Source organism: Dyella telluris, from assembly GCF_014297575.1.
Taxonomy (GTDB): domain Bacteria; phylum Pseudomonadota; class Gammaproteobacteria; order Xanthomonadales; family Rhodanobacteraceae; genus Dyella; species Dyella telluris.
Genome location: NZ_CP060412.1, coordinates 1,521,850 through 1,535,299 on the forward strand (window position 1 = coordinate 1,521,850; position 13,450 = coordinate 1,535,299).

General features: G+C 65.0%; 12 protein-coding genes. 3 read left to right on the forward strand and 9 right to left on the reverse strand.

The annotated features are described in order from the left end of the window. Positions 1-3: 3 nt before the first annotated feature. The 8 genes from H8F01_RS06970 to rhlB form a co-directional block, all read right to left on the reverse strand. Positions 4-1,437: a sensor histidine kinase gene (locus H8F01_RS06970; RefSeq protein WP_187058285.1), complete on the reverse strand. Its 1,434-nt coding sequence runs from the start codon at positions 1,435-1,437 to the stop codon at positions 4-6. Beyond that, on the reverse strand, positions 1,434-2,138 hold the full coding sequence (locus H8F01_RS06975) for a response regulator transcription factor (protein WP_187058286.1): 705 nt from the start codon (positions 2,136-2,138) through the stop codon (positions 1,434-1,436). The genes H8F01_RS06970 and H8F01_RS06975 overlap by 4 nt, the downstream gene beginning before the upstream one ends. Before the next feature lie 106 nt (positions 2,139-2,244). Next, positions 2,245-3,102 carry an RNA polymerase sigma factor RpoH gene (gene rpoH, locus H8F01_RS06980; protein ID WP_187058287.1) on the reverse strand — a complete coding sequence of 286 codons (858 nt, stop codon included), beginning with the start codon at positions 3,100-3,102 and terminating at the stop codon, positions 2,245-2,247. Positions 3,103-3,289: 187 nt separating this feature from the next. Further along, entirely contained in the window at positions 3,290-3,991 is a 702-nt protein-coding gene (gene ung, locus H8F01_RS06985; RefSeq protein ID WP_187058288.1) for a uracil-DNA glycosylase, read from the reverse strand. Further along, complete coding sequence (locus H8F01_RS06990) at positions 3,988-4,830, reverse strand: response regulator (RefSeq protein ID WP_187058289.1); 843 nt, start codon at positions 4,828-4,830, stop codon at positions 3,988-3,990. The genes ung and H8F01_RS06990 overlap by 4 nt, the downstream gene beginning before the upstream one ends. A gap of 202 nt (positions 4,831-5,032) precedes the next feature. After that, on the reverse strand, positions 5,033-6,019 hold the full coding sequence (gene ftsX / locus H8F01_RS06995; RefSeq protein WP_187058290.1) for a permease-like cell division protein FtsX: 987 nt from the start codon (positions 6,017-6,019) through the stop codon (positions 5,033-5,035). Beyond that, positions 6,016-6,693, reverse strand: a complete 678-nt coding sequence (gene ftsE, locus H8F01_RS07000; protein ID WP_187058291.1) for a cell division ATP-binding protein FtsE — start codon at positions 6,691-6,693, stop codon at positions 6,016-6,018. The genes ftsX and ftsE overlap by 4 nt, the downstream gene beginning before the upstream one ends. A 245-nt stretch (positions 6,694-6,938) precedes the next feature. Next, positions 6,939-8,669: an ATP-dependent RNA helicase RhlB gene (rhlB, locus tag H8F01_RS07005; RefSeq protein ID WP_187058292.1), complete on the reverse strand. Its 1,731-nt coding sequence runs from the start codon at positions 8,667-8,669 to the stop codon at positions 6,939-6,941. A 499-nt stretch (positions 8,670-9,168) separates the two neighbouring features. Here rhlB and trxA point away from each other — a divergent pair, with 499 nt between their 5' ends. The 3 genes from trxA (at position 9,169) to H8F01_RS07020 (ending at position 12,625) form a co-directional block, all read left to right on the forward strand. Continuing rightward, positions 9,169-9,495, forward strand: a complete 327-nt coding sequence (trxA, locus tag H8F01_RS07010) for a thioredoxin TrxA (RefSeq protein WP_102301915.1) — start codon at positions 9,169-9,171, stop codon at positions 9,493-9,495. Between the two features lie 182 nt (positions 9,496-9,677). After that, the gene (rho, locus tag H8F01_RS07015) at positions 9,678-11,432 is read left to right on the forward strand and encodes a transcription termination factor Rho (protein ID WP_187058293.1); all 1,755 of its coding nucleotides are present in this window, start codon (positions 9,678-9,680) and stop codon (positions 11,430-11,432) included. Positions 11,433-11,848: 416 nt separating this feature from the next. After that, positions 11,849-12,625 carry a hypothetical protein gene (locus H8F01_RS07020; RefSeq protein WP_187058294.1) on the forward strand — a complete coding sequence of 259 codons (777 nt, stop codon included), beginning with the start codon at positions 11,849-11,851 and terminating at the stop codon, positions 12,623-12,625. An 88-nt stretch (positions 12,626-12,713) separates the two neighbouring features. Here the strand turns inward: H8F01_RS07020 and H8F01_RS07025 are convergent, their stop codons facing one another. After that, entirely contained in the window at positions 12,714-13,295 is a 582-nt protein-coding gene (locus H8F01_RS07025) for an OmpA family protein (RefSeq protein ID WP_187058295.1), read from the reverse strand. Positions 13,296-13,450: the final 155 nt, after the last annotated feature.

Below are 13,450 nucleotides of genomic sequence, written 5' to 3' on the forward strand. Positions count from 1 at the left end.
CGCTCAGACGATGGCGGGCGTGACTTCTGGCACGGAGCGCGTCAGGCAGGTGCCCACCTTGTCGTCCGGACCCAACGCATAGCAGTACACGGTGAGGCGCGCACCGTTGCTGCCGGTCTCGCCGATGTCGAGCGCGTAACCATGCAGGCGCACGATGGCGCTGACGATGCTCAGCCCCAGTCCGGTGCCGCCCGTGGTGCGGCTGTTGTCACCGCGATAGAAGCGCCGCGTCACCGCATCGCGCTCGCCCGAGGGAATGCCCGGCCCGCTGTCGATCACGTCCACGCGTGGCCCGCGCTTGTCCATGCTGGCACGCAAGCTCACCTTGCCGCCGGCTGGCGTGAACTTGATCGCGTTGCCGACCAGGTTGGCCAGCGCCTCGAACAACAGGTGCGCATCGGCGCGCACGGGCTGGAGCGGCTGGATGTCGAGATCGAACGCTTGCCCGCGATCCTCCGCCACCGGTGCGTAGAACTCGTGCACCTGGCGCAGCACCTGCCCCACGTCCACGTTGTCGAAGCAGGCCGCGCGATGGCGATCCTCCAGCTCCGACACGCGCAGCAGGGCGCGGAAACGCGTCAGCACTTCATCGATATCGACGATGCACGAATCCACCAGCGCGGCTTCTGGCTCGCCTTCCAGCTGCTGCTGCGTGCGGTAGAGCCGCGCACGCAGGCGCGTCAGCGGCGTGCGCAGGTCGTGGGCGATATTGTCGCTCACGCCCTTCACTTCATTCATCAGTCGCTCGATCTCGCCGAGCATGGTGTTCACGATGCCGGCCAGCTGGTCGAGCTCATCACCGCGACGACTCACCGGCAGGCGCTTGGAAAGGTCGCCCTGACGGATGGGATCGGTCGCCTCCTGCAGTTCGCGGATGCGCCTTTCCGGACCACGGCGCAACAGGAAACCACCCAGCAGGCCGGGAATGATGGTGAGCGAGATGCCCCACAACAGTGCACGGCGGATGATCGCGCCGATGCCATCGATGGTGCTGATGTCCTTGGCGATCACCAGGATGTCGCCGTTGGGCAGCGTGGTCGCCAGGCCGCGCGCGCGCACACGCTCCGCATCACGGTCGGGGCGCGGCAGGCCATGCCGCAGCAGATGCACCTGGCCATCGCGCAGCAACGAGGTAGGCAGGTGATCGATATTGCCGGCCACCGGCTGGTGATCCTTGTCGAACAGGCCCACGGACATGATGCCGTGGGGGTCGATCGCCGCCGCGTTATCCACCGTCGTCGCCAGGCGCGAAGGCTCGGTAGACGCGATGTAATGCATGCGCTGCTGCAACATCTGGTCGATGACTTTGTTGAGGTAGCTGGTGGTTTCCCACTGGATCACCCCAACCAGCACCGCGCCCCACACCACGAACAGCGAGCCATAGATGAGGATCAGGCGTGAGGTGGTCGAGTGCCAGCTGTTGGGACGAGCGTTCATGACACCACCGGGGCTGTTTCGTTGGCGGCCGCGATCATGTAGCCGGTGCCGCGCACGGTATGGATCAGCGCGGGTTGCCCGGCGCCGTCGATCTTCCGGCGCAGGCGTGCGATGTGCACGTCGATCACGTTGGTGCCGGGGTCAAAATGAAAACCCCACACGGTTTCGAAAATCATCGTGCGGGTGAGTACCTGGCCAGAGTTGCGCATCAGGAACTCCAACAGGCGGTATTCCGTGGGCAGCAGGGTCAGCGGCTGGCCGCCGCGATAGGCCACGTGACTGACCAGGTCCAGCTCCAGATCGGCCACGCGCAGGCGCTGCACCACGGCAGCCTGAGGCTGGCGCCGGCGCAGCAGCACCTCGGCGCGCGCCGCCATTTCATCGGGCGCGAACGGCTTCGTGAGGTAATCGTCGCCGCCGGCGCGCAGGCCGCGCACGCGTTCGTCGACATCACTCAGCGCGCTGATCATCAGCACGGGCGTGTCGCGACCGGCGCGGCGCAATTCGGCCACCACGTCGATGCCGTCCATGCCAGGCAGCATGCGGTCCAGCGTGATCAGGTCGTAGTCGCGCTGCGTGGCATGCGCCAGTCCGTCGCGGCCATTGGCCACCCACTCCGCGTGCATGCCGTGCGCGCTCAGTTCCGCGACAATTTCGCGCGCCGTGGTTTCGTCGTCTTCGATGACCAGCACTTGGGACATGGCGGCAACTGGGTGATCCGTGGGTGGGAACGCGGAGCCAGCCATGTCTCCGCAAAGCCAAACGGCCCCAGTGGGGCCGTTTGTCATCTTACGCTTACGCCGAAGATCAGGCAGCGAACAGGCCGCGCATCTTCTTCATGGCGTTGGCCTCGACCTGGCGGATGCGTTCGGCGGAAACGCCGTACTCGTCCGCAAGATCCTGCAGCGTGGCCTTTTCTTCATTGAGCCAGCGGCGCTGGATGATGTCGCGCGAGCGTTCATCCAGGTTCTGCAGCGCCGCGGACAGCGTGTCGAGCTGGTTGTCCGCCTGGTCGGCGTCGGCCACGTTGTCGTACGGGTCTGCGCCCTCGTCGATCAGGAACGCTTCCGGAGCCGGCTTGGCATCGTCCTCGGCATCGGCCGGGGCTTCGAAGCCGATGTCACGGCCCGACAGGCGCGATTCCATCTCGCGGACGGTCGCTTCCGGCACGCCAAGGTCCTTGGCCACCATGCGCACTTCTTCCGCGTTCATCCAGCCCAGGCGCTTCTTGCTCTTGCGCAGGTTGAAGAACAGCTTGCGCTGCGCCTTGGTCGTGGCGACCTTGACGATGCGCCAGTTGCGCAGGATGAACTCGTGCATTTCGGCACGGATCCAGTGCACGGCGAAGCTCACCAGGCGCACGCCCTGGTCGGGGTTGAATCGCTTGACGGCCTTCATCAGGCCGATGTTGCCTTCCTGGATGAGGTCGCCGATCTGCAGGCCGTAGCCGCTGTAGCCGCGAGCCACGTGCACCACGAAGCGCAGGTGCGACATCACCAGCTTGCGGGCGGACTCCAGATCGTTTTCTTCGTTATAGCGACGCGACAGCGTCTGCTCCTCGTCCTGGCTGAGCACCGGAATCCGGTGGACCGCCGAGATGTAGGCATCCAGACTGCCGACGACACTCGGCACCGGCAGGTTGGCGGTCACCAAAGCTTGAGACATGGATGGAACCTCCTGAATAGGGGATCAGCTTAGCACTCGGGTAGTGAGAGTGCTAAAGGCCCCGAAAGGTTCCGGGACCTTTGATGAACTGAATAGTACAGGAATTTGGGACGCCTGTCCAGCGAGGCATCCCAGGGGAGGTGCCACTATGCCGCCCTGACGGTTCAGCGGCCGTGAAAGGCCGGTTTCAGGGGAGTTCCGAGCGCATTGGCAAGGACCAGTCCACCGGGGCCACCCCGCGGCTTTCCAGGTACTGGTTGGCCGCCGAGAAGTGACCGCAGCCGATAAAGCCGCGATGCGCTGATAAAGGAGATGGGTGCACCGACCGCAAAACGCAATGGCGGCTGCTGTCGATCAGTTGGCCCTTCTTCTGGGCGTAGGAGCCCCAGAGCATGAACACCAACCCCTCCCGCTCCCGGTTGAGGGCATCGATGGCCGCGTCGGTAAAGCCTTCCCAGCCCTTGCCCTGATGGGATCCGGCGGCGGCCTGCTGGACGGTCAGCGTGGCATTGAGCAGCAGCACGCCCCGGTCCGCCCAAGGGGTCAGGCAGCCGTGATCCGGCGCCTTGAAGCCCAGGTCCCGGTGGATCTCCTTGAAGATGTTCTGCAGCGACGGCGGCGTCTGCACGCCCGGCCGGACGGAGAAGCAAAGCCCATGGGCCTGGTTCGGGCCGTGGTACGGGTCCTGACCCAGGATCACCACCCGCACGGCGTCGAACGGGGTGTGGTCGAAGGCAGCAAAGATCTCGGGGCCAGGCGGGTAGATCACCTTGCCGGCCTGCTTTTCGTGGCGCAGGAAGTCCGACAGAGATTGCATGTCGGGCCGCGCTAGGTAATCGCCGATGCGCTCCTTCCAGGAGGACTCGAGCTTCACTCGATCGTCGGTCACGCCGCCTCGCCCCGCTCGCGCAGGTGCTGGGAAACGCGCAGCTGGAACAGCAGCTTGGTCATCAGCAGTTTTTCCTCGATGGGTTTCTCGACCAGGTCATTGGCACCGGCGCGCAGCAGCGCAGCCTGGTTGGCCGGGTTCTCGTCGCCCGTCATCACCAGCACGGGCAAGCGGCCCTTGCCGTAGACAAAGTCGCGGCGAATCCGCTCGAGCAGGTCGCCGCCGGTGAGCTCGCCCTTCAGGCTGACGTCGGTGAGCACGATGTCGGCCCCCACCCTGCCCTCGTCCCTCGCCTTTTCCAGGATCACCAGCGCATCTTCCACGCTCACCACGTGGTGCACGGTCAGGCCGTGCTTTTCCAGGATGCGGCGGGTCGCCAGCGCCACCACGCGGCTGTCTTCCACGTAGAGCACTTCACCTTCGGCGGAATCGGACGGCTTCACGTAGCCGCGGATGAACTCCGCCAGCGCCTGGAAACCCAGCGACTTGTCGAAGTAGTCGGTGACGTGTTCGCCCAGCGTGCGGTTGTGCAGGCGGTCGTCCACATCGCCCGATACCGCCACGATGGGCACGTAGGCCTGGGCGGCGGATTCGCGCACGTGACGGGCCAGCTCCAGCCCGTCCATGTCGGGCAGGCGCAACGCGATGGTGATGAAGTCGAACGCGCCGCCGTCGAGCAGCTCCTTGGCTTCGGCGCCATTGGCGGCGCCCACCACGTCGCTGTCCGGCAGCTCGGCCTTCAGCACCCGGGCGATCAGCTGGCGCACCACCTTGGAGCCGTCCACCACGAGCACCCTAGGCGCTGTTCCCACGGCTCGACTGCTGAAACTTCCACTCATCCCCTATCACCCACGTGTTGGCCGGCGTTCCCTGCCGGTACCTTGCCGGCACCTCCTCCGGGCACCGGGTAACCTCGCGCCGGCATGCTGCACCATGCCCGCAAACCTTGCATTACAGCGCTGCTGCGGACGTGAGCCCGCGCACGCTTCGGAGCCGGTTCCATGGTTTCACCCGACCCGCGGGGCGCAAGGAGACATCGACTCAGGCTGCCTTGCGCAACTGCCAGGCGCTGACCAGCCGGGCGCCCAGCCAACCGAGCACCGCAGCCCCCACCGGCACGGCTGCCAGCAGCCATAGCGGCAGCGCATCCACCTGCAGCTTGCCCGCATAGACCTGCCCGAGTCGCTGCACGGGTTCGGCCAGCGCCAGCTCCACCAGCACGGCGAAACCCACTGCCAGCACGCCGCTGAGCAGCCCGTACCAGATGCCGGCATAGAGGTAGGGGCGACGCACGAAGGCGCGGCTTGCGCCCACCAGCATCAGCACACCGATTTCCTCGGTACGGCTGGCAATGTCCACGCGCACCGTATTGCCCACCACCAGCAGCACGGCCACGGCCAGCAGCCCGGCCAGAATGATCACGATGCGCTGGCCCACGCCGAGCATGGCCTCCAGGCGCTGACGCCAGGTGCCGCCGTCCTGCACCTGGTCCACACCCTGCATGCCCCGCATGTCCGAGACAAGTCGGTCCACGCTGTCCGCGCTCACATCGGCCTTGGCTTGTACTTCCAGGACGAACGGCAAGGGGTTCGCGTCCAGCGTATGCAGTGCGCCGGAGAAGCCCTGCATCTTCGCCAGCTCCTCCATGCCCTGGTCGGGCGACTTCACCTTGACGCTCTCGACCTCGCTGCGCTCGCGCAGCTTCTTGGCCATCATGTCCGCCGACGAACCACCCTGGCCCGGCTGCAGGAACACGCTGATGGTCTGGTTCTGGCCCAGCGCATCGCCCATCTTCTGCAGGTTGCCCAGCAGCAGATAGAAGGTAAGCGGCAGGGCCAGCGCAATGGCCATCACCGCGACGGTCAGCAGCGTGCCTACCGGTCGCGACATCAGGCGACGCAGGCTGGCCATGGCGCTCCAGCCGTGGTGCTCGCGCCAGCTCGCCACCGGTCGCGGCTTGCTGCGGATGCCGCGCGACTGGTCGGAAAGCAGCGGGCTTTCCATCGGGAATTCGGGCTGCGTGCTCATAGCACCTCCTGTGCGGCCACATCGGCGACCAGGCGGCCGTGGTCGAGCACGATCACGCGCTTCTTCATCTTCTTGATCAGCGGCAGGTCATGGCTGGCGATCAGCACGGTGGTGCCCACGCCCTGGAATTCGGCGAACAGGCCCATGATCTCCACCGCCAGCGTGGGGTCGAGATTGCCGGTGGGTTCGTCGGCGATCAGCAAGGTCGGCTTGGCAACGATGGCGCGGGCAATGCCCACGCGCTGCTGTTCACCCGCGGACAGCGTGGCGGGAAGCTGGCGCTCGTAGGAAAGCAGGCCCACCTTTTCCAGTGCGGCGCGCACACGCTTGCTGCGATCCGCGGGCGCCATGCCACCAATCATCAGCGGCAGTTCGACGTTGGCGAACACGGTGCGATCCATCAGCAGGCGATGGTCCTGGAACACCATGCCCACGCGGCGGCGCAACTTGGGAATGCCGGCACGCCCCACCTTGGCGAGGTTCTGCCCGTCCAGCGTCACGACGCCGTGCGAAGGCCGTTCGATCAGGCCCAGCAATTTAAGGAGCGTGCTCTTGCCGGCGCCGGAGTGGCCGGTCACGAAGGCCATCTCGCCCGCCGCCACCTCGAAGGAGAGTTGCGACAAGGCCTCGTGGCCACCTTCATAGCGCTTGCTGACTTGGTCGAAGCGGATCACCGCGTGTCCCCGATCCTGGATGCGACCAAGGATAAGGGATGCACGCGTGAAGGTCAGTCGGTTTCGTCTTGCCGGGCTGCCGCCGATTCATTCCGGCAGCAGCACGCTTCATCCCAAGCGTCATTCCGGCGCAGGCCCGAATCCAGCAGCGTCAGTCTTCAGTCAGGCGATGGATCTCACCGCCTTTTCGCTCGACCGTCGTCCCGACCTGGGCCGGGGCGACGGTCGATAACCTGCCAACGTGCTCAGCGACCGGTGAAGAAACGGCTGAGGCGACGGAAGAAGCCCACCTTCTGCGGCGCCTCCTTCTCGGCCGGCTTGCCGGACTTGCCCGAGGTGATGGCCACGTGGCGCGACGGGCGAGCGTGATTGCTATCGCCGTTGCCACGCTCGCGCGGCGGGCGACGCTCACCGCGCGGTGCGCGGTTGCCTTCGCCGGCCTGGTTGCTGGCGGCCTCGGCAGCCGGTGCCTCGCCGTCGCGACGACGGTTGCGGCCACCGCGACGACGGCGACGCTTGCGTGCCACGCCGTCGGCGGCTTCGCCCTGCTCCGTTGCGGGTGCAGCGGCGGCGTCGGTCTTCACCGTGGTCGCTTCCCCGCCCTCGGCGGCGGCTTCGTGGCGCGGCTTGCGCGGTTCACGCGGCTTGTCGCTGCGCGGACGGTCGCCACTGCGGCCATCGCGGCTGCGCGGGCCCTTGCGCGACGAAGACTCCTTCTCGCGGCTTTCCACCTTGTCGCCAAACGCGGCGCTGTCGGCGGCGGAGTCGGCCACGAACTGCGCATCCTGCTCGCGCGGCTTGGGCATCACCAGCATGTCCGCTTCGATGTTGGCCACCGGGATGCGCTGACCGATATAGGTCTCGATGTCCGGCAGGCTCATCGCGTACAGGTCGCAGGCGAAGCTGATCGCATCGCCCTCGGCGCCCAGGCGGGCGGTACGACCGATGCGGTGCACGTAGTCTTCGGCGTCCTGCGGCAGGTCGTAATTGAACACGTGGCTCACGGCCGGGATGTGCAGGCCGCGCGCGGCGACGTCGGTGCACACCAGGATATCGAGCTGGCCTTCCTGGAAGCGCTGCAGCAGCTTCTGGCGCTTCAGCTGCGGCACGTCACCCGACAACGCGCCGACGCGATAGCCCTGACGCTTCAGGCGGTCGGTGATCTTTTCGGCGGCGGCCTTGGTGTTGACGAAGATGATGCTGCGCGTGGGCGTGGTGCGCTCAAGCAGGTTGAGCAGCAGCGGCATCTTCTCTTCCTTGGCCGGGAAGTAGACGACCTGGCGCACGCGGTCGGCGGTGACGTTTTCCGTCTCCACTTCCAGCTTCTCGGCGTTGTGCATGTGCTCGTAGGCCAGCTCCAGCACGCGGTGGCTGAGCGTGGCGGAGAACAGCAGCACCTGGCGCTGCTCGCGCGCCGGCAGGCGGCGGAAGATGAAGCGCACGTCCTTGATGAAGCCGAGGTCGAACATGCGGTCCGCCTCGTCGATCACCATCACTTCGACGGCGTCCAGGCTGAACACGTGCTGCTTGAAGTAATCCAGCAGGCGGCCCGGCGTGGCGATGATGATGTCGCAGCCATCCTTGAGCTGCTGGCGCTGCTTGTCGTAATCCACGCCACCGTAGATCAGCGCGGTGCGCAGGCCGGTGTAACGGCCAATCGCCTTGGCATCCTTTTCGATCTGGATGGCCAGCTCACGCGTAGGGGCAATGACCAGGGCGCGCGGATCGCTGTCCTTGCGCTCGGCTACGGCCGGCGTGGTCAGGAGGCGGTTCATCATGGCCACCAGGAAGGCGCAGGTCTTGCCCGTGCCCGTCTGCGCCTGACCGGCGACATCGCGACCGGTCAGTGCCACCGGCAGGGTCAGCGCCTGGATCGGCGTGCAGCGGGTGAAACCCGCCTCGTCGAGGCCTTGCTGGAGCAGCGGATGGAGGTCGAAATTGGTGAAAAAGGTATCAGTGAGAACTGTTTGAGACATTGCTTTTAGGGAGTTGGATGCAGGCAGCGCCCAATGGCAGCCGCCTGGCTCCTTGCCGGTGAGACGCAAACAAGGAACAGGTGAAGGGTCGGCGCGACCAGGACGTGGCGGCAGGCGGAATCCGGAGCGGATCGCGCGTGCCCGCGGCACGTGTCCTGGCAGGGCCGGCGGGAGCGGTGGCGTACGACAGCTCCGCTGGCATAGGTCAAGGGACTGAGTGAATCAAGTCACTGACAGTCAAAGAAAAACCCTTCACCTATGTCAACGGAACCGTCCCTGGCCGCCCGTTGGAGACCAACCCATTCAACGTGCCGAACGGGCTGAAAGCCTCCCCTTGAATCGCTTGAATCGTGCCCCGAGTTACGATGGAATGGAGGCTTGCCGCAACGGCCAAACGACTTCCTTCCGGTACGACCCCGCGCTTCATGGGCGCCCCAGTGTAGCCGATGCTGGGCGCGCGGTCGTGAAACCCTTACCCGCCTTACCTTCGGAGACCCCGGTGAGCGACCTGATTACCCATGTGAGCGATGACGCCTTCGAGCAGGAAGTGCTCAATTCCGATACCCCCGTGCTGCTGGACTTCTGGGCGGAGTGGTGCGGCCCGTGCAAGGCCATCGCGCCGATCCTCGACGAGCTGGCCCAGCAGTACGAGGGCAAGCTGCGCATCGCCAAGATCAACATCGACCACAACCAGAAGACGCCCCGCAACTACGGCGTCCGTGGCATTCCGACCCTGATGGTGTTCAAGAACGGCAAGGTCGAAGCCACCCAGATCGGTGCCGTCAGCAAGGGCGCACTGACCCAGATGATCGACAAGGCCATCTAAGGTCGTCTCAGAAATCTCTGCTCCAGAGAAATTTTTCTGAACTTTACCGGCCGCGGCGCTTTACGCCGCCGCGGACCGGGTGCTAGATTCCATGCGTCCGCTGGGACAGTTCTGTCCCCCGCGCCATCCGCGCAGCGCAACCTTCCCTCCTGTCATCAACGGCGCCCCGCAGAGGTTTGCCCGTGTCTGATATCGAAAGCAAAGAAAACAACGACGCCAAGAGCGCCGACGCCAAACCTGTGGCTGAAACCCGCACGCGTGCTCCGCGCAAGTCTGCGGCAGCTGCTGCTGCCGCCGCCGAGAAAGCCGACAAGCAGCCGCAGCTCGACATGCCGCCGCTGCCGCCGATCGAGCGCGCCGCTCCGCCGGCTGAAGCCCCTGCCCCTGCTCCTGCCGCCGAATCGGCGCCGCAGAACGACGGCGGCCAGCGCCAGCCGCAGGAAGCCCGCGAGGGCGGCCAGCAGCAGGGCGGCCAGCAGAACTTCAACAACCGCAACGATCGCAATGACCGCAATGACCGTGACGGTCGCGGCCGTCGCCGTCGTCACGAGCGCAATCAGCAGCAGCAGCGTGGCCAGGGCGGCGGTGGCGGGAACAACAACCCGCAGCATGCACGCAACAACAACGGCCTGCCGGTGGACGACGACTACGCCGATGCCGGCAGCAGCGACCGCCTGATCAACCTCACCGAGCTCAAGCGCAAGAACGCGATCCAGCTGGTGGAGTTCGCCGAGTCGCTCGGCATCCAGGAAGGCGTGGCGCGTGCGCGCAAGCAGGACGTGATCTTCTCCATCCTCAAGGCCCACGCCCGCTCCGGCGGCGGCATCTGGGCCGAGGGTGTGCTGGAAATCCTGCAGGACGGCTTCGGCTTCCTCCGCTCGGCGGACGAGTCCTACCTGGCCGGCCCGGACGACATCTACGTCTCGCCCAGCCAGATCCGCCGCTTCAACCTGCGTACCGGCGACTACATCACCGGACGCGTGCGCCATCCGAAGGAAGGCGAGCGTTACTTCGCGATGCTCAAGGTCGACGACATCAACGGCGATCCGCCGGAGGCGTCGAAGAACAAGATGCTGTTCGAGAACCTGACGCCGCTGTTCCCGCGCAAGGCGTTCAAGCTCGAGCGTGGCAACGGCTCCACCGAAGACATCACCGGCCGCATCCTGGACCTGGTGGCGCCGATCGGTCGCGGCCAGCGTGGCCTTATCGTCTCCCAGCCGAAATCCGGTAAGACGATGATGCTGCAGAACGTCGCGCAGGCCATCCAGTACAACCATCCCGACGTCCATCTGATCATGCTGTTGATCGATGAGCGCCCGGAAGAAGTGACGGAAATTGCCCGCACCGTCCGTGCGGAAGTGATCTCCTCGACCTTCGACGAGCCGGCCGTGCGCCACGTGCAGGTCGCCGAAATGGTGATCGAGCGCGCCAAGCGCCTGGTCGAGCACAAGAAGGACGTGGTGATCCTGCTCGACTCCATCACGCGCCTGGCCCGTGCCTACAACACCGTGGTGCCCAGCTCCGGCAAGGTGCTTACCGGTGGTGTGGATGCGAACGCCCTGCAGCGCCCGAAGCGCTTCTTCGGCGCCGCGCGCAACGTGGAAGAAGGCGGCAGCCTGACCATCATCGCCACCGCGCTGACCGACACGGGCAGCAAGATGGACGAGGTGATCTACGAAGAGTTCAAGGGCACCGGCAACATGGAAGTGCACCTGAGCCGCCGCATCGCCGAGAAGCGCGTGTACCCGGCCATCGACATCAACCGCTCCGGCACCCGCCGCGAGGATCTGCTGATCGAGCCGGACATGCTTTCCAAGATCTGGATCCTGCGCAAGCTGCTGCATCCGATGGATGAGCTGGCCGCCATGGAGTTCATGCTCGACAAGATGAAGAACACCAAGTCCAACGACGAGTTCTTCAACTCGATGAAGCGCTGATCTTCAGCTGCTGCATCAACGCAAAGGCCGCCCCAGGGCGGCCTTTGTCGTTTCATCCGTCCAGAAAGGCACGGCCTAGGCTGTTTGACGTATTTGCCTACCGCACAGACGGGCCACCATAGGCCTGCCGCCCGGCGTTACCCAAGCAGATGCATCCCGATGCCGCGCCGGTCTACGCCGTGGCCTCCGATGCCTGAATCTGCCTGGCTACTTTGCGGAGCCGGCGCGATGTCTTTCCACCCCGCGATGCCTTCAGTCAGCCGCAAGGAAGACGGTCCGCCATGGACCGCTCCGGCGCGCGCCTCTCCCATCCCCTGGTGTTCTCCACTGCAGGACCGCCGCGCCAGCGCGTGGCCGTGCGGTGTGTCGATCCGCCTTCCACCATCAACCGGGGACTGTCCCCAGAGGAGCATGCGATGAAGCACGTTACGTTCGGACTGGCATCGGCTCTGCTGTTCTCATGCATCGGCACGTCGATGGCCGCCGACAATGCCAAGCCCATGGTGATCCGCGTCTACAACGATTCCGTGGCGCCGGCAGACCAGGAAGCCTATGAAGCCGGCACCAAGGCCTTCAACCAATGCCTGAGCCAGCACGGCTTCAAATACACCTGGAGTGCCTGGACGCATGAAACGGGTGACACCTACGCCTACTCCTATGTGTCGGACCCGCTGCCCTGGGCGGCCTTCGACGCCATGCGCACCGCTGGAAAACCCTGCGAAGGGGCCATTCGCTCCGGCATCAACCCGCATCTGAAAAGCGAGACGAGCGCCTTCATGGAGGTACATCCGGAATTGAGTCACATGGCCAAGGGACAAAGCCTCAACCAGCCGTACATCGACGTGATCTATTTCAAGCTCAAGCCGGGACACGAGGCGCACGAAACCTTCGTCGATGTGGTGAAAAAGATCAGCGCAGCGGCAGACAAGGCCAAATGGCCCAACTACTTCGCCACCACCGAAGTGCGGGAGGGCGGTCCTGATACGCCCAACTTCCTGGTGCTGATTCCGTCCAAGTCATGGGAGGAAGTAGGCAAGGAACCCGACACGCCGCTCTGGACCATGGTTGAAAACGTCTACGGCAAGGAAGAAGCACAATCGATGCGCAAGTCGCTCAACGAAGTTGTCGCTGAGCAGAGCTCCCACGTCGACGCCTTCAGCGCCGACCTGACCTACAAGGCGCCGGGCAAGTAGCGAGAGCGGAAACGTCAGCACGCCCGGACAAACAAAGGCCGCCTGTCGGCGGCCTTTGCTGTGGGACTTTCACGATGACGACGTCGCCTCAGGTACTACCCGCAAAGTCGGTTACCAGCGCCACACGGCGGTTGGGCAGCCCCTTGTCGCCGGTCGCGCCTTTCACCACCTGCCGGTTCTTGGCCTCCCCATAGCCGACCGCGCGCACCTGCTCCGCGTTCAGGCCACCGGTCTGGATCAGGTAATCACGCACCGCTTCTGCACGCTTGAGCGCCAGCTTCTGGTTCTGGCTGGCGCTACCGGACGGATCGGCAAAACCTTCGGCGGTGATCACCGCGCCGGAATGGTGATCGCGCATCACCTTGGCGAACTCATCGAGCCGTTGCTTGTCCTCGTCACGCAACGTGCTTTGGTTGGTATCGAAGTGGGCGATGGTGTCGACGCTGATGCGACCTTGCATGGCCGTGATCTGCGTGTCGTACTGCGCGAACTTCGTGTGCATCTCCTGCGTAATCGCATCGATCTCCTGCTGCTGCTTCTGATCGTTGTTACGCAGTTCCGTTATGGCGGCATCAAAGTCGGTTTTCTTGACGTAGTCGGTGCAGCCGCAAAGTGCGACCACGAAGAAGCCGGCAACGCATCGACCGATGCGAGAGCTGGTACTTGCCATGTGGTGTCTCCTCTCGTTAGCGGTGCGCAAGCGCGGGCCGCCGCCAGCGGTCCGCACATTGGCACGAAGGAGTATGCACGGCAGGCTTCCAGTCGATGCCAATCTGATTGGGCATCTGTTTGGACGTCCAATCACGGAAAGCGGGCGCACGAAAA